This window comes from Flavobacterium kochi (assembly GCF_048286715.1).
Taxonomy (GTDB): domain Bacteria; phylum Bacteroidota; class Bacteroidia; order Flavobacteriales; family Flavobacteriaceae; genus Flavobacterium.
On sequence record NZ_JBLVPW010000013.1, the window covers coordinates 1 to 23,217 of the forward strand.

The 23,217-nt window shown below is 36.0% G+C and carries 16 protein-coding genes; 10 read left to right on the forward strand and 6 right to left on the reverse strand.

What is annotated here, in order from left to right:
* Positions 1-250: 250 nt before the first annotated feature.
* Both ACNQGH_RS12500 and ACNQGH_RS12505 read right to left on the reverse strand, forming a co-directional pair.
* Positions 251-1,840, reverse strand: coding sequence for a peptide chain release factor 3 (locus ACNQGH_RS12500; RefSeq protein WP_417956348.1), 1,590 nt, complete (start codon positions 1,838-1,840; stop codon positions 251-253).
* Between the two features lie 188 nt (positions 1,841-2,028).
* Positions 2,029-3,471 carry an alpha-amylase gene (locus ACNQGH_RS12505; RefSeq protein ID WP_417956349.1) on the reverse strand — a complete coding sequence of 481 codons (1,443 nt, stop codon included), beginning with the start codon at positions 3,469-3,471 and terminating at the stop codon, positions 2,029-2,031.
* Positions 3,472-4,276: 805 nt separating this feature from the next.
* Here ACNQGH_RS12505 and ACNQGH_RS12510 point away from each other — a divergent pair.
* The 7 genes from ACNQGH_RS12510 (at position 4,277) to ACNQGH_RS12540 (ending at position 15,144) form a co-directional block, all read left to right on the forward strand.
* Complete coding sequence (locus tag ACNQGH_RS12510; RefSeq protein WP_417956350.1) at positions 4,277-5,704, forward strand: peptidylprolyl isomerase; 1,428 nt, start codon at positions 4,277-4,279, stop codon at positions 5,702-5,704.
* A gap of 78 nt (positions 5,705-5,782) precedes the next feature.
* Positions 5,783-6,736 (forward strand): AAA family ATPase, encoded by a 954-nt coding sequence (locus tag ACNQGH_RS12515; RefSeq protein ID WP_417956351.1) that lies wholly within the window; start codon positions 5,783-5,785, stop codon positions 6,734-6,736.
* A gap of 354 nt (positions 6,737-7,090) precedes the next feature.
* Positions 7,091-9,862 (forward strand): bifunctional aconitate hydratase 2/2-methylisocitrate dehydratase, encoded by a 2,772-nt coding sequence (locus ACNQGH_RS12520; protein ID WP_417956352.1) that lies wholly within the window; start codon positions 7,091-7,093, stop codon positions 9,860-9,862.
* A 129-nt stretch (positions 9,863-9,991) separates the two neighbouring features.
* Positions 9,992-12,259, forward strand: a complete 2,268-nt coding sequence (locus ACNQGH_RS12525; protein ID WP_417956353.1) for an aconitate hydratase — start codon at positions 9,992-9,994, stop codon at positions 12,257-12,259.
* Between the two features lie 200 nt (positions 12,260-12,459).
* On the forward strand, positions 12,460-12,780 hold the full coding sequence (locus ACNQGH_RS12530) for a panthothenate synthetase (protein ID WP_417956354.1): 321 nt from the start codon (positions 12,460-12,462) through the stop codon (positions 12,778-12,780).
* Between the two features lie 119 nt (positions 12,781-12,899).
* Positions 12,900-13,127, forward strand: a complete 228-nt coding sequence (locus ACNQGH_RS12535) for a hypothetical protein (RefSeq protein WP_417956355.1) — start codon at positions 12,900-12,902, stop codon at positions 13,125-13,127.
* Between the two features lie 535 nt (positions 13,128-13,662).
* A complete protein-coding gene (locus tag ACNQGH_RS12540) occupies positions 13,663-15,144 on the forward strand; it encodes a LysM peptidoglycan-binding domain-containing protein (RefSeq protein WP_417956356.1) in 1,482 nt (493 codons plus the stop codon).
* Positions 15,145-15,490: 346 nt separating this feature from the next.
* Here ACNQGH_RS12540 and ACNQGH_RS12545 read toward each other — a convergent pair whose 3' ends face one another.
* The 3 genes from ACNQGH_RS12545 to ACNQGH_RS12555 form a co-directional block, all read right to left on the reverse strand.
* A complete protein-coding gene (locus ACNQGH_RS12545; RefSeq protein WP_417956357.1) occupies positions 15,491-15,946 on the reverse strand; it encodes a VOC family protein in 456 nt (151 codons plus the stop codon).
* Between the two features lie 43 nt (positions 15,947-15,989).
* Positions 15,990-17,039, reverse strand: a complete 1,050-nt coding sequence (locus tag ACNQGH_RS12550) for a glycosyltransferase family 9 protein (RefSeq protein ID WP_417956358.1) — start codon at positions 17,037-17,039, stop codon at positions 15,990-15,992.
* Positions 17,040-17,415: 376 nt separating this feature from the next.
* Positions 17,416-18,606, reverse strand: coding sequence for a TIGR03118 family protein (locus ACNQGH_RS12555; RefSeq protein WP_417956359.1), 1,191 nt, complete (start codon positions 18,604-18,606; stop codon positions 17,416-17,418).
* A 474-nt stretch (positions 18,607-19,080) separates the two neighbouring features.
* Here ACNQGH_RS12555 and ACNQGH_RS12560 point away from each other — a divergent pair, with 474 nt between their 5' ends.
* Positions 19,081-19,254, forward strand: coding sequence for a hypothetical protein (locus ACNQGH_RS12560; RefSeq protein ID WP_417956360.1), 174 nt, complete (start codon positions 19,081-19,083; stop codon positions 19,252-19,254).
* A 122-nt stretch (positions 19,255-19,376) separates the two neighbouring features.
* Complete coding sequence (locus ACNQGH_RS12565; RefSeq protein WP_417956361.1) at positions 19,377-19,604, forward strand: CDGSH iron-sulfur domain-containing protein; 228 nt, start codon at positions 19,377-19,379, stop codon at positions 19,602-19,604.
* Positions 19,605-19,764: 160 nt separating this feature from the next.
* On the opposite strand, the gene ACNQGH_RS12570 is transcribed toward ACNQGH_RS12565, so the two are convergent.
* Complete coding sequence (locus ACNQGH_RS12570) at positions 19,765-21,126, reverse strand: sialate O-acetylesterase (protein ID WP_417956362.1); 1,362 nt, start codon at positions 21,124-21,126, stop codon at positions 19,765-19,767.
* A gap of 532 nt (positions 21,127-21,658) precedes the next feature.
* Between ACNQGH_RS12570 and ACNQGH_RS12575 the strand changes: the two genes are divergently transcribed.
* The gene (locus ACNQGH_RS12575) at positions 21,659-23,068 is read left to right on the forward strand and encodes an APC family permease (protein ID WP_417956363.1); all 1,410 of its coding nucleotides are present in this window, start codon (positions 21,659-21,661) and stop codon (positions 23,066-23,068) included.
* Positions 23,069-23,217: the final 149 nt, after the last annotated feature.

Below are 23,217 nucleotides of genomic sequence, written 5' to 3' on the forward strand. Positions count from 1 at the left end.
TTAGCAAATTATCCTGGGGAACGATTAAATCATATAACGAAGAATACGGACTGAATTGAATTTTTTGTTGCTGAACTAACATCTAAAAAGCCTTATGGTTACAGTTAAATGTACGAAGAAAGGAGCAGAAAAACCGAGGTTTTCTACTCCTTTTTATTAACAATTAATCCTTAAAAAAGACTTTTTCAGTGCCCTCCAGTAATGAAGAGGCTTTTTTTATGTTCGCTATTTCAAGCGTATATTTTGCTATTTATTCAAATTCTGAAGTAAAAAATAATTTGACATTTGGATATTTATTTTGTGTCATCTGAATAGTAAAATCAGAATCGGCTAGAAATACCAATTGCCCGTACTTATCATGTGCCAAGAATTTTTGTTTGATTCTTCTAAATTCTTTAAACTCATCGCTTTTTATATCATTTGGCTTCACCCAACAGGCTTTATGAACCGGGAAATTTTCATAGGTACACTTGGCACCATATTCATGTTCTAAACGATATTGGATTACTTCATATTGAAGCGCACCTACAGTTCCAATGATTTTTCGGTTATTCATTTCCAAAGTAAATAACTGTGCAACTCCTTCGTCCATTAATTGATCGATTCCTTTGTCTAATTGTTTCGCTTTCATTGGATCGGCATTATTGATGTATCTGAAATGCTCTGGAGAGAAACTAGGAATTCCTTTGAAACTCATGATTTCACCTTCGGTCAACGTATCTCCAATTTTGAAATTTCCGGTATCGTGTAAACCTACGATATCACCAGGATAGGAAATATCTACGATTTCTTTCTTTTCAGCAAAAAAAGCATTTGGACTGGAGAATTTTAAATTCTTTTTTAAACGAACGTGATAATAGGGTTTGTTTCTTTCAAAAGTTCCAGAAACGATTTTTATAAAGGCCAGACGGTCTCTGTGTTTCGGATCCATATTGGCATGGATTTTAAAAACAAATCCAGTCATTTTTTCTTCTTTGGGATCTACTAATCGTGTTTCAGAATCTTTTGGTCTTGGTGATGGAGCGATGTCAACAAAGCAATCTAATAGTTCTCTTACTCCGAAATTGTTTAAAGCAGAACCAAAAAATACAGGTTGTAATTTTCCGTCTAAATAATCCTGACGATCAAACTTTGGGTATACTTCGTCTATTAACTCTAATTCTTCACGTAATTTATAAGCTGGTTTTTCCCCTATAATTTTTTCTAATTCTGGGTTTTTAACATCTGAAAAAGCGATCGTTTCTTCAATGTTTTTACGGCTGTCGCCACTAAATAAATTGATGTTTTCTTCCCATAAATTATAGATCCCTTGAAAGTCGTAGCCCATTCCTATTGGAAAACTTAGTGGTGTAACTGTTAAACCCAGTTTTTGCTCCACTTCATCCATCAAGTCAAAAGCATCTTTTCCCTCTCGGTCTAATTTATTGATAAATACGATAATTGGGATTTTACGCAATCGGCAAACAGCAACTAATTTTTCGGTCTGTTCCTCAACACCTTTGGCAACATCAATTACGACAATAACGCTGTCAACAGCTGTTAAGGTTCTAAAAGTGTCCTCAGCAAAATCCTTGTGTCCTGGAGTATCGAGAATGTTTATCTTTTTGTCTTTATAATTAAAGGCCAAAACCGAAGTGGAAACCGAAATTCCCCTTTGACGTTCAATTTCCATAAAGTCACTGGTAGCGCCTTTTTTGATTTTGTTGTTTTTAACAGCACCTGCTTCTTGAATAGCACCACCAAAAAGGAGGAGTTTTTCAGTAAGTGTTGTTTTTCCGGCATCAGGATGTGAGATAATCCCGAAAGTTCTTCTGCGTTGTATTTCTTTTAAAAAGCTCATGTATAATATAAATAGGCTGCAAAAGTACTATTTATAAATGCTAATTAAAAAAATAGTGTACCCTTAATTGATGGTATGAATTTCGAAGCTGTTATTCTTTTGATTTTTAAAATTAATTGTAAGCTTCTGAAGCAGTAATGACAAAAAAAAGACTGCCATTTGCAGGCAGCCCTTTAGCACATTATGTTTTACATATTAATGGACCAGACGGAATATCCATTTGGAGGGCACTGGATTTTTACCCATGTGTCTCCCTGAGTTGTAGGGAACCAGGTTGAATTACCGGTAAAATCTTTTATCTGAGCATTGGTCCAGTTGGTCGGAACCCATCTTTCTTGCCAGGTAGAGGAATTATTAATGTAAACGATTAATCCCGGATTTCCGTTATAACCATTTCTTCTGGCAATATACTCATCGGTATCTGCATATAAAATAGAAGTCGTACCGGTGGCTTTATTGTTGTGAATCCAAATCAGGTTGTTCATTTTTGTTTTGTTCAGCCATTCTTCATAATCGCGGTAAAAAATAGTAGGATACCCCTCATGGGTCAGTATGTAGGCGTAGGCTAATTCTTTTTTCCAAATTTCATCTGTGTCGTGATTGGTAACGAAGGTAACCGCTTTGTACGGGTTTCTTTTCCACATCATATCATCATTCAAAAGGGCAAGGTTGTTTCCGTCAAATGCGTCGTTCATTTTGTAATAACAGGCAAAATCAAAAACAGAACTGTTGGCATTATTCGCCCACCATTCTAACGTGTTTACATTGGAATCCCAATATTCTCCAACAGAGAAGCCGCCGACATTGGCATTCCATTGATTTACAACCCAAGGACCAAAACCTTTTACATAATCAAATCTCCAGCCGTCAAAGTGCATGGTGTTTTTATAGTACTTGCCTACACCATCAGCTCTTTTCCAAAGCCAATCCTGGACATTAGGGACTACATGGGCTAAATCCGGGAATCCGCCAAAAGCGCCTTCGTCATTATTGGCATAAGAATTTTTGTAAAAATCAGCACTGGTTCTAGGGAACTTTCCTGAAGCTACGCCAGTGAAATTAGTATAGGTTTGTGTTCCTGTAAAGGGGTTGTTTTCTAATTGACCTCCACTGTTGTGATTAATTACGATATCAGCATATACCTGCATGTTTTCAGTATGTGCTTTGGTTATCAGGCTTTCTAATTCTGTACGGGAACCAAATCTTGTTTCAACAGAGCCATTTTGATTGTAGTCTCCAAAATCGAAATAATCGGTAGGGTCGTATCCCATAGAAAAGGCACCATTTTGTGCTTTTGATACCGGAGGAAGCCATAGCGATCCGATACCTGAATTGGACCATTCGGTTACTTTGGCGTTGACGGTATTCCACCAGGTTCCGCCCGAAGGCACGTCCCAATAAAAAGCCTGCATCATAACACCGCCTCCGGGATTGGCTACATATTTCCCTGTTAATGAGCTGGTCGTTTTTCCGGTGCTGAAGGGGTGACCGTCATGATGGGTTACATTGATTATTTTGAATTGCGAAGCTGTCGCAGGGGAATCTGTTACTGCAGCATCATTGGAACTACACGAGTAAAAGCCAACTAATAAGGCTGATAAAAGATAAATTTTGAAATTTTGTTTTTTCATAAAAATACTAATTTTGGTTAAATAATAAAATTTGGTTAATAGCGATAAAAAAATAGAAGCATGCTAATTTTATAGAATCTTGGCTTGGCCCTTTTTAATGGTTTAAGCCTGAAGATGAAAATTCAATTTTATCAAAATGAAAACAAAAAGAGTAAATAAATAGATTAAATATAATTTTATGTCAATTATTTAAATAAAATGTTATTTTTTTTGCTAATTTATACAAATTCTTACACGATGTGCGTAAGCACTATTTTAATTCTTTACGAAAACGTAATAGTGTTAAAAACTTTTTAAATAGGAGTCTTAAAATGAGAATTTTAGGGGTCTTTTTGAGTTCCTTTTTTTGTGGTGCTAAAAGTGTTTTAAGAAATTGGAGTCCTATTTAAATAGTTCCGATTAATTAAGTGTTGGAAATAAATAATTCAGAAAAGAGCAGCGGCGAAAAAAGATAAAGCCGTAAGTCAATTTGAAAAGTTGTAATTTATTAAGTCAACATGCTGTTTTAAACTATTTCATTTGTTCTGTAAAGCACCTTTTTTCCAAGATTTATGATGTAAGTAAGGCAATACATAAATGCGTTTATAAATTTTTGTTAATACTAGTACGGAAACTTGTATTATGTAATTGAATTGTTATTTTTGTTCGTTTTAAATTTAAAGATTTGAAAGTAATTGTATTGTTAAATTCGATTCATTTCTTGATTCTTAAAGTGTATATTTGGCCCAAATTAATTATACCTTTTGTTATACAGATTTAAAGACAGGAAAATAACGATACCGTACGATAAAAAATTAAATTTAAAATGCCATTAAAAAAAATACAAATGAGATTCATGAATAATAAAATTGCACTTTCTTTTTTTCTTTTGCTTTTTTCATGTGTGATTACCAGGGCACAGGAAATTATTAAAGATAGTGCGGTTGTTACCACTACTAAAATACAATCCAATCAAAAACAAAAAATTGACGGTGTAATTGCTACAGTTGGGGATTACATTGTGTTAGATTCAGATATAGATAAATCCTATTTAGAAATCACGGGTCAGGGTGGTTCCGTAAAAGATATTACAAGATGTCAGATGTTGGGGAAATTACTGGAAGATAAATTGTATGCGCATCAGGCGATACAAGATAGTGTCAAAGTAACGGATTCTGAAGTAAAAGGCATGATGGATGACCGGGTGAACTACATGGTAGAGCAATTAGGGTCAATGGATAAGGTAGTGAAGTATTATAAGAAAAATTCTGAAGAAGAATTCAGAACTTATTTTTTTGATATTCTAAAAGAACAGAAGCTTTCATCAGAGATGCAAAAAAAGATTATTGACGCGGTGGAAATCACACCTGAAGAAGTTCGTAATTTTTTCAAAACAATACCGGCAGCAGAACTTCCTGTTTTTGGTGCAGAAATGGAAGTTGCTCAAATTGTAATTAAGCCTAAAGTTTCTGAGGCTGAAAAACAAAAAGTGATTGACAAACTCAACAGTTTCAAAAAAGAAATTCAGGAAGGTTCCAGTTTTGCAACTAAAGCGGTTTTGTATTCCCAAGATCCAGGATCGAGATCGAATGGTGGGTATTATAAAATGAATCGTAAAACGCCTTTTGTAAAGGAATTTAAGGATGTTGCTTTTGGACTTGCCGAAGGCGAAATATCGGCTCCGTTTGAAACGGATTTCGGATATCACATTATATACGTAGAAAAGATAAAAGGGCAAGAAATAGAATTGCGTCATATATTATTAACTCCGGCTGTTTCTGAAGAATCGCTGAATGAGGCGAAAGAAAAAATTGCTTTAATCCGAAAAAGAATTATGGATAAAGAAATCACTTTTGCGGAAGCAGCAAGAACTTTATCGGACGAGAAAGAAACCAGAGCGAATGGTGGAGCGTTAATCAACCCAAAAACACAAGATTCCCGTTTTGAATTGACAAAAATGGATCCGAGTTTGTATGGTCAGGTCTCCAATTTGAAAGAAGGAGAAATTACCGCGCCATTTATGGAAGACGAGCAAGGAAAGAAAAAATTCAAGCTCATTACCGTAACCAACAGAATAAACGAACATACGGCCGATTATGCTAAGGATTACATTAAAATAAAAGATTTGGCATTGAAAGAAAAACAAATCAAAGCAATCGGAAAATGGTTTGATGAGAAAATCAAAGAAACCTACATTAAAATTATTGGTGAATACAGAGATTGTGCTTTTACAAACAACTGGTTAAAAAAATAATTTTTATAAAATAAATAAAAAGAGTTAGCTTTATGAATTCATATCGTTAACTCTTTTTAATATAAAATACATTCTAAAATGTCTGACGTAGCAGCAATACATAATTTGGTTCAAAAACGAAATGAACTAAAAAACGAAATAGCAAAAATTATTGTTGGTCAGGATGCGGTGGTAGATCAAATTTTACTTTGTATTTTTTCTGGAGGTCACGCGCTTTTAGTTGGTGTTCCGGGATTGGCAAAAACATTAATGGTAAATACTTTGGCACAGGCCTTAGGGCTTGATTTCAAAAGAATCCAATTTACTCCCGATCTGATGCCGTCGGATATTTTGGGGAGTGAAATATTAGATGAAACTAGGAGATTTAAATTTATAAAAGGACCAGTTTTTTCGAATATTATTCTGGCAGACGAGATCAACCGAACGCCGCCTAAAACTCAGGCAGCTTTGCTGGAAGCGATGCAGGAGCGTTCCGTTACCATAGCCGGTGAAAATTATAAATTGGATTTGCCATACTTCGTTTTGGCAACTCAAAATCCTATCGAACAAGAAGGGACTTATCCTTTACCTGAAGCACAATTAGACCGATTCATGTTTGCCATAAAACTGGAATATCCTTCATTTTTAGAAGAGGTTCAAGTGGTAAAACGCACGACTTCCGATTTGAATAATATCATAAATCCGTTATTTACGGCGCAGGAAATTACCGATTTTCAACAGCTAATTCGTAGGATTCCTGTTGCTGATAATGTGATTGAGTATGCTGTAACTCTGGTGAGCAAAACACGTCCGGATAATCCTTTATCGAATGAATTTGTAAAAAACTATTTGGATTGGGGAGCAGGACCAAGGGCGTCACAAAATTTAATTTTGGCTGCCAAGGCCAATGCCGCTTTCAAGGGGAAATTTTCTCCGGATATCGAAGATGTAAAAGCTGTGGCAACAGGAATTTTGCGCCATCGAATCATCAAAAATTACAAAGCTGATGCCGAAGGAATTACTGAGGAAATGATTATTGATAAATTGATTTAAGGAGTTGTTTTTAGTCATAAACTAATAATTTTCCTTTTGACTCCTACAATATCACATATTTAGTATTATAATTTAGAAAAAAACGAAAAAATAATCAGAGTAAAAAGGTGATTTTGTCTTCGAAAGTAGTAATTATACAAATAATCTTTCTGATTTTCAGAATTTTTCAATAAAACACATAATATTTATTTTATTTCTAAATATTATGATTCACATGGCATCTTTTGCTGATTTTTTTAAATTCTCATCTTTAATTCTTAAGTTTGCATCACAAATAAAAAAAACTAATATTATGGCTTTTTTATTTTGAAATAATCAAGGAAATCTGCCATACAACATTGAAAAGACATCATTATGAACACTTATAACGATTACATCAAGGAGATCGAAGAACGAAAAATTCAGGGGCTACACCCGAAGCCAATCGATGGTGCCGAATTGTTAAGCGAAATCATTGCGCAAATTAAAGATTTAGGTAACGAATATCGCGAGGATTCTCTTAATTTTTTTATTTACAACACTATACCTGGAACTACTAGTGCAGCTGGTGAGAAAGCTAAATTTTTAAAGGAAATCATTCTTGGTGAATCTGTAGTGAAAGAAATTACACCTGCTTTTGCTTTTGAGTTGTTATCACACATGAAGGGTGGACCTTCGATTGAAGTGTTGCTTGATTTAGCTTTAGGTAATGATGTTGCTATTGCAAAAAAAGCTGCAAAGGTTCTTAAAACACAAGTTTACCTTTACGAGGCGGATACAAATTCTTTAGTGGAGGCATTCAAAAACGGTAACGAAATCGCTAAAGAGATTTTAGAAAGTTACGCACAGGCTGAGTTTTTCACAAAACTTCCAGAAGTGGCTGACGAAATTAAAGTGGTTACATATATTGCTGGTGAGGGAGATATTTCGACTGATTTGCTCTCTCCAGGGAACCAAGCACACTCGCGATCTGATCGTGAACTTCATGGTAAATGTATGATTTCTGCTCAAGCACAAGAGGAAATAAAGGCACTTCAGGCGCAACATCCGGACAAAAGCGTGATGTTGATTGCTGAAAAAGGCACTATGGGTGTGGGTTCATCAAGGATGTCAGGTGTAAATAACGTGGCTCTTTGGACTGGTAAACAAGCAAGTCCTTATGTTCCATTTGTTAATTTTGCTCCGATTGTTGCAGGAACAAATGGTATTTCTCCAATTTTCCTTACAACTGTTGATGTTACTGGTGGTATTGGTCTTGATCTTAAAAACTGGGTAAAAAAACTGGATGAAAATGGTGATCCTGTTCGCAATGAAAGTGGTGACCCTATTCTTGAGGAAACCTACTCTGTTGCTACTGGCACTGTTCTTACAATCAATATAAAGGAAAAGAAACTTTATAATGGCGACAAAGAGCTGATTGATATTTCTAAGGCATTTACTCCACAGAAAATGGAATTTATAAAGGCTGGTGGGTCATACGCTATTGTATTTGGTAAAAAGCTCCAGACATTCGCTGCGAAGGTTTTAGGCATAGATGCTCCTCTTGTATTTGCTCCGTCAAAGGAGATTTCTCATGAGGGACAAGGTCTTACTGCAGTAGAAAAAATATTCAATAAAAACGCTGTTGGTACGACTCTGGGCAAAGTGTTACACGCTGGTTCGGATGTTCGTGTAGAAGTTAATATTGTAGGTTCACAGGATACCACTGGTCTTATGACTGCTCAGGAATTGGAATCTATGGCCGCTACGGTAATTTCGCCAATCGTTGACGGTGCCTACCAATCTGGTTGTCATACTGCTTCAGTATGGGATAAGAAAGCTCAGGCTAATATTCCAAAACTAATGAAATTTATGAACGACTTCGGTTTGATCACTGCTCGTGACCCGAAAGGTGTTTATCACGCAATGACTGATGTAATTCACAAAGTACTTAATGATATTACTGTAAATGAGTGGGCTATCATCATCGGTGGTGACTCTCATACAAGAATGTCTAAAGGTGTTGCTTTTGGTGCTGACTCAGGAACCGTTGCTCTTGCACTTGCTACTGGTGAAGCTTCAATGCCAATTCCTGAATCAGTGAAGGTGACGTTCAAAGGAGATATGAAGAGTTATATGGATTTCCGTGATGTGGTTCATGCTACACAAGCTCAGATGCTTAAGAAGTTTGGAGGAGAGAATGTATTTCAAGGCAAAATCATTGAGGTTCACCTTGGAACTCTTAATGCTGACCAGGCATTTACATTTACTGACTGGACTGCAGAAATGAAGGCAAAAGCGTCTATCTGTATTTCTGAAGATGACACCTTGATTGAATCACTAGAAATTGCGAAGAGTAGAATCCAGATCATGATTGATAAGGGTATGGATAATGCTACACAAGTACTGAAGGGATTGATTGATATAGCTGATAAGAGAATCGGCGAGATTAAATCAGGTGAGAAACCAGCGCTGATTCCAGATGCAAATGCGAAGTATTTCGCTGAAGTTGTTGTTGATCTTGATCAGATTGCTGAACCAATGATTGCTGATCCTGACGTGAATAATATTGATATTTCTAAACGATATACTCACGACACCATCAGACCGTTATCTTTCTATGGAGGAGATAAAAAAGTTGATCTTGGATTTATTGGTTCTTGTATGGTTCACAAGGGAGATATGAAAATCCTTGCTCAAATGCTTAAGAATATTGAAGACCAAAAAGGTAAGGTAGAGTTTCTGGCGCCGCTTGTAGTAGCACCACCTACTTATAATATCGTAGATGAACTTAAAGCTGAAGGTGATTGGGAGGTTTTACAGAAATACTCTGGTTTCGAATTCGACGATAATGTTCCTAAAGCTGCTGCACGTACAGAATATGAAAACATGCTGTATTTAGAGCGCCCGGGATGTAACCTTTGCATGGGTAATCAGGAAAAAGCATCTAAAGGAGATACAGTAATAGCAACTTCAACGCGTCTTTTTCAAGGAAGAGTAGTAGAAGATTCTGCGAGTAAAAAGGGAGAGTCATTGCTTTCATCTACACCAGTTGTGGTTCTGTCAACAATTCTTGGTAGAACTCCTACAATAGAGGAATATAAAACGGCAGTGGAAGGTATCAATCTGACTAAATTTGCACCTCCTCATAAGCTGTTGATAAAATAATTACATGATTCGTTAATCATAATTCAAAAGCCCGGGTTCATAAACTCGGGCTTTTTTTTTTATTGCTACTCAAATTTTTTGTATCTTGTCATGTTTTAAATAGAATAAATAATCAATTATATAAATCTTATGGCTTTTGATATTGAAATGATTGAAAAAGTGTACGCAAATATGACATCTCGTGTTGATAAAGCACGTGAGATAGTTGGTCGTCCACTTACTTTAACAGAGAAAATTTTATACAACCACCTTTGGGATGGAATTCCATCTAAAGCTTTTGCAAAAGGGGTTGATTATGTTGATTTTGCTCCGGACAGAGTTGCTTGTCAAGATGCAACAGCTCAAATGGCATTATTGCAATTTATGCATGCAGGAAAGAAAACAGTTGCAGTTCCTACAACGGTCCACTGTGATCACTTGATTCAGGCAAAAGTTGGAGCTTCAAGCGATTTAGCTGTAGCCAATACACAATCTAAAGAAGTTTTTGATTTTCTTTCTTCAGTTTCCAATAAATACGGAATTGGTTTTTGGAAACCAGGTTCAGGGATTATTCACCAAATCGTTTTGGAGAATTACGCATTCCCTGGAGGTCTTATGATTGGTACAGATTCACATACTGTAAATGCAGGTGGATTAGGAATGTTAGCTATTGGTGTCGGTGGAGCTGATGCGGTAGATGTAATGTCAGGAATGTCATGGGAATTAAAATTTCCTAAATTAATAGGTGTAAAATTAACTGGAAAACTTTCAGGTTGGACTGCACCAAAAGATGTGATCCTTAAAGTAGCTGATATTCTTACTGTAAAAGGTGGAACCGGAGCTATTGTTGAATATTTTGGAGAAGGAGCGACTTCAATGTCTTGTACCGGAAAAGGAACGATCTGTAATATGGGAGCCGAAATCGGTGCTACCACTTCTACATTTGGTTATGACGAGTCAATGAGAAGATACCTTTCTGCAACCGGTCGTCAAGACATCGTAGATGCTGCTGATAAGGTAGCTTCTTACTTAACTGCCGATCCGGAAGTTTATGCAAATCCGGAAACTTATTTTGATCAGGTAATCGAAATTAACCTTTCTGAATTAGAACCACACATTAATGGTCCTTTTACTCCAGACAGAGGTACGCCGGTTTCTAAAATGAAAGCAGAAGCTGCGGCAAACGGATGGCCTTTAAAAGTAGAATGGGGATTAATTGGTTCTTGTACTAACTCTTCTTACGAAGATATGGCACGTGCAGCGTCTATCGTGAATCAAGCCGTTGAATTAGGAATTAGCCCAAAAGCTGAATTTGGTATTAACCCAGGTTCTGAGCAAATTAGATATACTATCGAAAGAGATGGAATCATCGCTACTTTCGAAAAAATGGGAACCAAAGTATTTACAAATGCTTGCGGACCATGTATCGGACAATGGGATAGAGCTGGAGCGGATAAAGGGGAGAAAAACACTATTGTACACTCTTTCAATCGTAACTTTTCTAAACGTGCTGATGGTAACCCCAATACACATGCTTTTGTAACTTCACCAGAAATGGTTGCAGCATTAGCAATTTCAGGTCGTTTGGATTTCAATCCTTTGACTGATACGTTGATTAACGATAAAGGGGAAGAAGTAAAATTGAATGCTCCTTTTGGGGATGAATTACCTAAAAAAGGATTTGCTGTAGAAGATGCAGGGTTTCAAGCGCCGGCAGCTGATGGATCAGGTGTTCAAATCGTAGTTAGTGAAACTTCAGATCGTTTGCAATTATTAGCGCCATTCCAGCCTTGGGACGGTAAAAATATTTCAGGAGCTAAATTATTGATCAAAGCTTTTGGAAAATGTACTACAGACCACATTTCTATGGCCGGTCCATGGTTGCGTTTCCGTGGTCACTTAGATAATATTTCCAACAATATGCTGATAGGAGCAGTTAACGCTTTCACAGATAAAACCAATTCAGTTAAAAATCAACTAACTGGTGAGTATGATGCAGTTCCTGCAGTTGCTCGTGCATACAAAGCGGCTGGAGTTCCGTCTATTGTTGTAGGAGATCACAATTATGGAGAAGGGTCATCTAGAGAACATGCTGCTATGGAGCCAAGATTCTTAGGTGTTCAAGCGGTATTGGTAAAATCATTTGCTCGTATCCACGAAACAAACCTTAAAAAACAAGGTCTTTTAGGATTAACATTTGCTAACGAAGCAGATTACGATAAAATCCAGGAAGATGATAGTATCAACATCACAGATTTAGTAGATTTTGCTCCAGGAAAACCATTGACATTAGAATTTGTTCACGCTGATGGAACCAAAGATATCATCTTGGCAAACCATACGTATAACGAAGGACAAATTGGTTGGTTCGTTGCTGGTTCAGCATTAAACTTAATTGCTGCTGCCAGTGAAGCATAAGTAAATTAATTTTTTATATACTCAAAACTCTCAGGGCAACTTGGGATTTTTTTGTTTTATTGGCCTTTCTTTGAAGAATGGAATCTCTCGTCTCAAATCATATTAACTAGAAGTTAAATTATTGATAATAAGTTAATTAGTGTTTATGGTGCTTGTGTTATTTTGTATCTTTAGCAGTATTAATTTTAAATTCAATTGCTATGAAAATGTTAGTTAATGTTATTTTTCCTATTGAGCCTTTTAACTCAATGGTTAGAAATGGTAGCGCTGGTGAAATCATCAATCGGGTGATTGATGATATCAAACCAGAGAGTATTTATTTTTCCGAACAAGACGGTAATCGAGGTGCTGTTATGGTAGTTGAAATCCCTGATGCTGCTGCTGTTCCATCTATTGCTGAACCTTGGTTTTTAAATTTTGAAGCCAATTGCGAATTTAGGATTGCGATGACTCCTGATGATTTAGGGCGAGCCAACCTCAGTAAACTTGCTGAAAAATGGAATGACGTTCATGTAGTATAAGAAAGCGAGAGAACTAAGAGCACCACTTCATATAAAATGAGGTGGTTTTTTTATAGACCACTATTAATTAATATGGGGATAAATACCGAAATAAGCGGGAATTTTGATCGCTGTACTATTTGCCAAGTTGGATAGCATTTCAAAGCGTTAGCACTCCTTTTGCCGCCGTATGGGATAATGGGTTACGTCCAAAGAGAGTACATATTGTAAATCCACTATACTATTTAGTGGTCAGTTTAAAAGAAGAAGTGTTTAGAGTTGAGGACTGCGACTGGTTATTAAAACACTTTTTTGGGAAGCCATTTCCTGTTGGCTGTTCCAATGTTTTTCATGGAATTGCATTTTAAAGGCTTTTCACTTTCATCTGATCAGCAATCTGGAGGAATATTTTTTTATGGATTTTACGATTTGTCAAAAGGAAAGAAGTATGTTTTTTTATAAAAAATGGAATTTTTTGTTCTAAAAAGGCCTTAAAAATGCTGAAAAATAGGCGTTTTCTTTTTTTTACGTGTTAAAATCAAAAAAAAATATTGTTTTTTTAATTTTATAACTTAAATTAGCTTTTTTGTAGATAAATTTTTCAGCGAAGCTTTTTTTGATTGTAAATACAGATCATCTTCACCAGAATATTTATTTTAAGCGCGACAATACATTAGTATTGTACTGCGTTCTGTTTAAGTTGCTTTTGCAATTCGAACAAAAAATTCAATTAGATTTTAAAATCAAAACATTCTTGCCCTCTTTTTAAAAAAGAGATAAGATTTTTTTATGATTTTTTTAAATAGAAAATAGTTGAAAAGAGACCCTGGCGAGATTTAATAATTATATCCCGAAATTGCTAAGGAGAATAAAAATGGGGTAAGTAATTTGAAATAAATGAATATGAGTTTAAGATTAGTTGTAACATTGTTTTTATTTAATAGTATTGTACTTTTTTCCCAGGAAAGCACCAAGAAACATACCATCGTAAAAGGGGAGACCATATCGAGTATCGCAGAGAAATATGATGTAAAACAAAGTGAAATCTATAAATTAAATCCAAAATCCAAAAATCTATTAAAACTCCATTCAGTATTATTAATTCCTAGTACTGCTCCAAAGAATACCACTCCCAAATCTAAGATTGCAACAAATTATTCCGAGAAAGAACATGAAGTGCTTGCCAAAGAAACACTTTACGGAATCGCAAGACAATATGGAATCTCACTAAAAGAATTGAACGAAGCCAATCCAGCATTAGAATCGTCAGGATTACAAATTGGTCAAAAAATCATCATTCCTTTAAATGCAACTTCAACTGAAATCACAGTTGTGGCTCCAGTAAAAAAGTCCTCTCAAAAAGAATTAGTAGCGGTTGAACCTCAAAGTGTCGAAACGGAAAGTTCTACTACAGGACAAACCACCATAGAAGTTTTACCAAAAGAAACAAAATATTCCATTACAAAAAAATACGGAATCACAATCAAGGAATTTGATAAAGCTAATCCAACATTGGGAGTTAAATCACTTAGAGTGGGCCAAAAAATTAATATCCCGGCAACCGCTTCACTAAAAACTGAAATCGCAGTTGTAGCGCAGGAAAACAAAATACAATCAGTAGCGGAACAAACTGTTATTGTTCAGCCCATAACTGATTTGCGTAAAGCTGAATCGGTAGCTGTTTCCCAACCAGCCGAAACTACAGGCGAAGCTATTGTTCATGAAGTTTTACCAAAAGAAACCAAATACGGCATCGCAAAACAATACGGCATTACGGTTCGGGAGTTAGAAAAGCAAAATCCTGAAATTAGAAATAATCTGGCTGTTGGCTATAAACTAAACATTCGATCGGCTATTGTGACTAATGAAAGTGTAGCAGCTTTAAATACTGAAAATACAGTACATGAATTTAGAAATACTGAGGATGATAGCGAGGAATATAAAAACGTAGAAAACAACGTTTGGGAGTTCAAAAGTTTTGTAAAACCAGCTTCGAATCCTAATTTTTTAGATGAATTGATAGAGACAGCCTCGTCTAATATAGGGACGAGATACCAATCGGGAGGAACTTCAAAATCGGGTTATGATTGTTCTGGTTTAATGTGTACTACATTTGGAGCTTTCGACATTAAATTACCGAGAACTTCTTTAGAACAGTCCCGTTTAGGAGTTGTTGTCAATCCGGAAGATGCCCAAAAAGGAGATTTAATTTTCTTTAAAACTAATGGAAGAAGCCGCATCAATCACGTTGGAATGGTTGTTGAAGTTTGCGATGGTGATATAAAATTCATTCATGCCTCTGTCGGTGGAGGTGTTGTGATTTCATCTGTTAAAGAGAAATATTATGAAAAAAAATTAACTCAAATCAATCGCGTTTTACAATAATCAAACGTTAGAAAATACAGTACTTATATATAATGGAAACTCTTCAGGAAACTAGGGAGTTTTTTGTTTTTTATTGATTTCATTTCATCTTTTAACTCCAATGGATTTACAGGTTATGGCAGCTATCTGCTTTATTATCTGGTCCAAATGAGAACTAAAATCTATACTACAAAGTGTTGCACAATAGGTGCGAAGAAAATGTTACACAATTTAGAAGAAAAGTATCATTTTTCACACCTGCGATTAGAGTGGTTTATTATTCTTTTGCGAGAGTCGTGACGCTTATCCATTCTCTTACTCGCATTTTGGCATTACGACTAAGCTGCAGATTTAGAATGACGGGCGGTTATTTTTCGACACTGTTTACTTCAATCCAATATCCATCGGGATCCTGAAAATAAATCTGTTTGATACCGTCAGCACGGACATTGATTTTATGAAGTGTTCCTGGCCAGTCAGAATAAGTAATTTTTAGGTTTTCCAATACTTTTACCAGTTCATCAAAGTTAGTCGCTTTAAAAGCAAGATGCACCGCTTTATTTATTACAACGGGTTCTTTAATAGTAGAGACTAAATGCAATTCTTTTCCATCTCCCAAAGAAATCCAACGAATGCCTTCTTTTCTGGTGAGGTTAGTAATTTCTTTAAGTTTCAGAACGTTGGTGTAAAAATCTACCGAACGATCTAAGTCTTTTACTGAAAGCGCTGCATGATCCATAGTTAAGGAAAAGGAGTAGTTGTCCTGCGCCCAAATTGCTTTGGTAATTAAAAGTGTAAAAACTAAAAAGAGTATTCTTTTCATGGTTATTTAATTTGGGTTTTTTGTAAAAAGCAATGCTAAATCATTAGGCAATAAGGATTTTATTGATGATTTCAATACAATCATCCGTAGTACTAGTATTGGTATCTATTGCTATACTATTATTATTGTAAGGCGCATACATGTTTATATTAGGACGTGAAAATAAACCGACAGTTGGGGTTTGCGAAGCACTGGCCAAATGCATAATGCCACTATCAGCACCAATAAAAATAACGGTATTCGCAATCACAGACCCTATTTCACGAATGTCTTTACTATAAAATGTAGGTGCTTTGAATCCAATCTGCGAAATATTTTCAACGGGTAAAACTTCAATAATGTTGTAATTTGGGCATGCTGTTTTTAATCGATCATAGAATTCTTCCCACCAAGATTCTGAATAGCATTTATCATCAGTGGCGTAGGTGAAAATGGAAATTGTTTTTTTATCGTTATCGACTATTTTCTGTACAATTTTTTGACCTTCAGCAATTTCTGAAGGACTTAGCTTGAGGTCCAATGAGGAAACTGGATTCTCGTTTTTCTCAAATCCTAATTTGGTTAAAAAACTTCTAAATTCATACACCGGATATTTTGCAATATGTTCGTAATCTTTGTATTTCAATTGAATGTTTTCGTCCACTTCACCAAAAAATTTATATTTTGCATTAGCAAATTGTGCCGATAATCTTCCGGATGAAGAACCTTTATCCACATTTATAACAATATCATAATGCTGTCTTTTGATTTTTATCCAAACTTTAAAATAATCTATTATATGTTTAAAAGGTTTTTTAGGCAGCTCAATGATGTAATTTATGTTTTCATAATTTTGAAAAACAATAGGGGCTAAACCTCCTTTTACAAACAAATCAATTTTGCACTGCGGAAAAGTGATTATAACTTCTTGTACCAGTGGCGTGATTAGCAATAGGTTCCCTAATCTATGATTGGGTCTAGAAATTAAAACTCTTTTAATTTCTATCTTTTGAGTCAAATCAATGTGTTGTTTCTTTTGTGAACGGCCAATGTTTTTAGTCAGGCTGTGCGTTAAAATCCTTCTGTAAACATTTACTTTTGTTAAGATACTCATGCTTTAAATAATATATGGTATTGAATTCTTCTTTGTTAAAATTAAAAAGGTTGTGAATAGGAAAAAAATAAACACAGCCAAAAAAATGTACGACGTAGGCAAATGTACAATTTAGATGGAAATCATCCTGCTTATACACTAAAAATAAAAAGGGAACCGGAATCAGCATCCGTTTGCGCGATTGCGAATGGTACTTTAATTAAGATTTACAAATTGTGGAAACAATTTTGGAAAACAAAGAACGAACTCGAATTAATAGTTTGCACAATCGAGAGGTTTATTCATTTGAGAAAAATAAAGGAAGTTTTTAAAATAAAAAACCCGGCACTGAGTTGAGTCATTTACCAGGTTAATCAAATAAATTGATATTTTGAGTTTACGGTTTTTTGTAGGTCGGAATAATGTACCCGAACAATCCATGTTCTTCCTCATCAGGACCAGCAGTGAAATAAATTCGGTTGCGGGCATCCTTATAAGCAGTGTTTTGTTGTGGAGGATATGAAAGTGCCCATAGTCCTTCAATTTCTATTGGGGAACCATTACTTTGCAGCTGGCCAAGAAACATTCCTTTGCCGTCATAGGCATTAATGCGGCCATCACCAAAGTTTCCAATCAGGATCGTTTGTTGTGCCAAAGGCAATTCGGGAGCTATTGCAAATCCGTTGTTAAATTTCAGAAGCTCAATTGCCCAGGGAGAATTAAGAGTTCCTTGCGAAGCAAAACGGTGTTTAAGAACACCGCCGGCATTGAAGATATTTACATAACCATTGCCTGGACCGGCTTCATCATCCTCATTGTCCGGACCCAGTTGCTTAGCATAGGTAACAAATAGGCTGCCGCCGATTTCTCTAATGTTAAAGGGAGCAAAACCTACAGGAATTGTAGGATCGGCAAACATGCTATTTCCTATGAAAGCAAAATTGTGGTCGAACATGTCCACTTTTCCATTATGAAAATCCGTTGCATAAAGAAACCACTCGCCATTGTTGTTTACCAGCGAAACGCCTTTGTAAACCGCTCCGTCTGCCGATCTGTCGGCTACTGTTACGGCATTATTACCTCCAGCCCATGCGGCGATCGTTCCGTTTTCGGTAACGAAAATAAATCTGCTCACCTGTCCTGTTGCCGGAATAACAAAAGAAGTAGTTGAATTAAATACCTGCCCTGTTGGATTGCCTCCTCCGGTTCCAAACGGAATATGAACGGGAGCGCGAAGAATATTACCCTCCTGACCGTATATAGTGGATACACTGGTTTCAGCTGCTGAAACCCATATGCCTCCGGTTGGGCCAAATGCAATGCCCCATGCGTTCACAAGATTGGGATCGATTAATTGCGCATCATATTCTTCGACATCCGAAATGAGGTTTACCTGGGCATAATTGGTACTGCTGCGAAATATTTTTGCAGTGGAGTTGTAACTGCCTTCCGAATCCATTAAAACATCATTACTTTGACATCCTGAGATGGTCATAAACAATGCAAGAGCAACGATACAAACAACTGAAATTTGTTTTTTGTAATTCACATTCCCTCTGATAGCTTTTTTTGATAGTTTATTTTTCATATTAGTTATTATTAAATGTTTATAAATTATGTTTAGTGCTTAACTCTTTAATGGAATGATATTAATTTTCGAATCTGTTTATTTGGTAAAACAGTGTTGGATTACATTAAATTGCATAAAAAAATACAAGGGTATTCCCTCATCAAATTTTATTTCAAATCAATGTTTAAAGAACTACGATAGTCGTCTATACTTTTTATTTTATTTCACCAGGCTTGATTTGGGGTTTTTCAAGCATTTCCTATTTTTTTGTCTTCTCAAATGTCAGGTCATTTTGGTAAGAGGACATGTTTCGGTTTGAATTCGTTTCAACTCATTCCAACTTAGTTTGTTACTTATCGAAATTTTTTGAACTGTAAATTTACGAAATTAATACAATAATATTTAATGTAATTTGCTTATTTTCAAAATGTTAGATGTATTTTTTTTGAAATTAATGTTCTTTAGATATAATCTTACAAGCAGTAATGTTTTTTGAATAAAAACAAAATCGCTACTTTAGGAAGCGTATTTAGAGAGCGGGGATTTTGCAATTTATATTGGGGAAGTAAAGCGATAAAAAGAGAGGGTAAAAAGGGAATCAGAAAAAGGATTGGGATTTATTTAGTCTCGGTAGTTGGGGCTGCTGTCGTTACTATTGCCTCATAATTTAGCTTTTACTCAATATAGAATTAATGTAAATTAGCCTTCTGCATCATAAAAAAATAGCAATTGCAGCCCTGTCAGGATATATTTTTGCAATCTTTGGGCTCAAAAAAAGCAATAGCACTATGAGTAAGACAAAATTAATAATTAATCGCAACGGATCTATAAAAATAGAAGGAGAGTTCGAAATAATGGACTATGAGGGTAAAGTTTATGGATTGGAAGGAAGAACTGCATTGGGACTTTGCCGTTGTGGATTATCATCCAACAAACCTTTTTGTGATGGTTCACACCGCAACAATTTTGAACATGAAGCAGCTGCATTTGATTTGCCGCCTATGAAAACGAATTAAAGCACACTGTTTTCTCCTTGCCATTTGAAAATAGAGTAAGATCGTGCGGATTTTGTGTATCGTTATTTCAAGACGGACATTAAAGCAGTTCCTAAAAAAATAAAGCCGCACAATTCTGCGACTTTATTTTTAGTTCGGTTTATCTATTGATGAAATTGTTTTAATAGAAAAGTTTATCCCACGGATTATCACTTCTGAAAGGAACGGCAGGAAGTCCTTCTTTGTTGATAAAATTGGATTGAGCAGCTTCGTTCCAGCCAAAACGCACCGAAAGGGGATGTTGAACTTCGAGAGCGCCAACGATTACTTTATTGCCATCTATTTCAGCTTTTGCCGGCACAAATTTTCCATCAGCTCCTGCTACACTAAACCAAGTAAGAGATTTTTTATCACGGCTTGCTAAACCACTTCCTACATTTGAAAAAGTGACTTCAATGGTATTGTGTACTATTTTTATTTTTTGATATGCAGGTCCGGAACAAATGACATTTTTTTGTCCGTAAGCTTTATTTGCGGCAACAAGACTCAAACGGCGGCCAACCTGCCATTTGTATCCGGGATGTAAATCAGCAATGCTGTCGACTAAATCAGTAATTACAATCATGTTTGTATTCTTTAAATGTAATGCCAGTGCCTGTGCTTCCCGGAATTCAGGAAGATTTTCAGTAGTATGTTTACGAACATCTTTGGCAGCAGAATAATTGTAAGGAGCTATTTGAACAAAATAAAAAGGTAATTTTTTATCGTTCCAATCGTTACGCCAACTTTCTATTAGTGTTGTAAACTTATAAGCATACCGGATATTTTCGTTTAGAAAACAATTTGATTCCCCCTGATACCATAGAATTCCTTTCAATGCAAAAGGAATTAGTGGTTGTATCATGCTGTCATAAAATTTACCAGGATCGCCACCATCCGCACTTAGTTTGTCTAAAATTTTCCCATTTTTCATTTTAGGTTTCTTGTCCATTTTAGAAGCCTGAATCCATGGTTCAATCCGACTACCAGGCACTGCTGCAGCAACCATTCCGATAGGCACCTGTAATTTGGCATATAAGTCTTTTGCAAAATAGTAACCAACAGCTGAAAAATCAACCAATGGTCCTCCCATCGCTTTGTCCCAACCGAGATGTTCCGGACTTGGATCCATGTATTTTCGACGGTCAAGAAAAATGCGGATATTTGGATTATTTGCTGTGTTTAAATCATCTTCAGGCGGTCTATTTCCCTTCACCGCTGTCTTGAATTTGCCATATTTTCGCATGGCATATTCCATGTTCGACTGGCCTGAACAAAGCCAGACTTCCCCAACCAATATGTTTTTCAGTACGATTGTATTTGTCCCTTTAATGATCATTTCGCGTGGTGTAAATGATGCTTTCATCGGGCTGAGTTTCACTGACCATTTTCCAGCGTTGTCAGCAACTGTTGTTTTGCTTTGTCCAGCAAAAGCAACCGATATTTTTTCGCCCGGACCAGCGGTTCCCCAAACTGGTACTTCTTTCAGTCGTTGTAAAACCATGTTATGTCCTAGAATTTTCGGGAGTGCAATTTGACTAAAAAGATTGCAAGTAAATACAAGTAAAACAGTTAAAGATAAGAGAGTCAGTTTTTTGGAATGCATATTTTTTATTTTTTAAAAAAGCACGGGATGACTAAAACGCAGCCCGTGAATAAAGATTATTCAGTATTTTTTATCGAAATCAATTGGTCGTTTTTTTTACTTCATCGAGTTTTTTTTTCTGCTGTCGCTATTTTGAAGAAGGTCAAATAATAAACATTGTTATTTGTTACTTCAAATTCATTTACTGTAATACCTTCACTGTAATTAATTTGAGTTCATTTGTCACTATGACAAATGTAATCTTTATTCTTTTGCTAAAGTAAAAATAAATTCTCCGAAGGATTCCGGACCAACTGGATACTTTGCCGGAGGGGTCATGCCCAAAACTTTAAAATTATTGCGCATCCTTTTCTCTATTTTCTTAAATTTCTAAAAAAAGTATATCTTTAGCCAATTATAACCAAACCGATAAACCCCGCAAACTAAAAATATGGAAGACCAAAAACCAGAAGATTTTAAAAGAGAATTAGGATTATTTGACGGAACCATGCTTGTAGTGGGTTCTATGATAGGTTCAGGGATATTTATTGTAAGTGCTGATATTGCCAGACAAGTGGGATCAGCGGGTTGGCTGATTTTGATTTGGCTGATATCGGGATTGATTACGATGATTGCAGCGATAAGTTATGGCGAATTGAGTGCTATGTTTCCAAAAGCAGGGGGTCAATATGTATATCTTAAAGAAGCGTATAATAAACTGATTGCTTTCCTGTATGGCTGGAGTTTCTTTGCCGTGATTCAAACAGGGACGATTGCTGCGGTAGGTGTTGGTTTCTCTAAATTTGCGGCTTATCTGGTTCCGCCATTAAGTGACGAAAATATTCTGTATGAAATAGGCTCTTTTAAGCTCAATGCAGCACAAATAGTGTCTATAATCACGATTATTTTACTGACGTATATCAATAGTCGCGGAGTGAAAAACAGTAAAATTATGCAAACGATTTTGACGGTAATTAAAATTTTATCGTTGTTTGGATTAATTGTTTTTGGTTTTATTCTTGCCGCAAAAGCAGAAATTTGGAATACGAACTGGACAAATGCTTTTAGTTCCAGAGCCTTCAATACCGAAAGCGGTTCTTGGATGCCAATAGGTGGAACGGCTTTGTTAACCGGAATTTCGGCAGCAATGGTAGGTTCTTTATTTTCCAGTGATGCTTGGGTGGGAGTGACTTTTATAGCGGGTGAAATTAAAAATCCAAAACGTAATGTAGGTTTGAGTTTGTTCTTGGGAACCTTCATCGTTACAGTTATTTATGTTCTTACGAATTTGATGTACCTGGCCGTAATTCCTTTGGACGAGATTGCTACCGCAAAATCAGATAGAGTAGCGGTTGTGGCCTCACAATATACTTTTGGAGATATGGGGACGATTATCATTGCAGTGATGATAATGATTTCGACTTTTGCCTGTAACAACGGATTGATTATGGCAGGAGCCAGAGTCTGTTATACGATGGCAAATGATGGTTTATTTTTCAAGAAAGCAGCGGTACTTAATGATGCGAGTGTGCCTGCCTGGGCTTTATGGATACAGTGTTTTTGGGCTTCGGCTTTGTGTCTGACAGGGAAGTACGGAGATTTGCTGGATTTTGTAATTATTATTGTATTGATTTTTTATATTCTGACCATCTACGGAATTTTTATCCTTCGTAAGAAAATGCCTGATGTGGAAAGACCTTACAAGGCTTTTGGCTATCCTTTTCTTCCTTTTATATACATAGTTATCGCTTCGGCAGTGTGTATTTCTTTATTACTTACTAAGTTTTCTACCTGTGGTTGGGGAGTACTGATTATGCTTACTGGAATTCCAGTGTATTATATGACGAAACCGAAAGCGTAGTTTTGATTACTGCGGTTCGTTTGCAACTGCAAGGGAGCAAAAGGGGAAATCTTTTATGAAGTGTAACACAGTAAAAGATGGTGGTGCATAACCAGCCCTACGTTTTACAGAAGATTACTTCTAAAATTCTTTTAATTATATAAAAACAG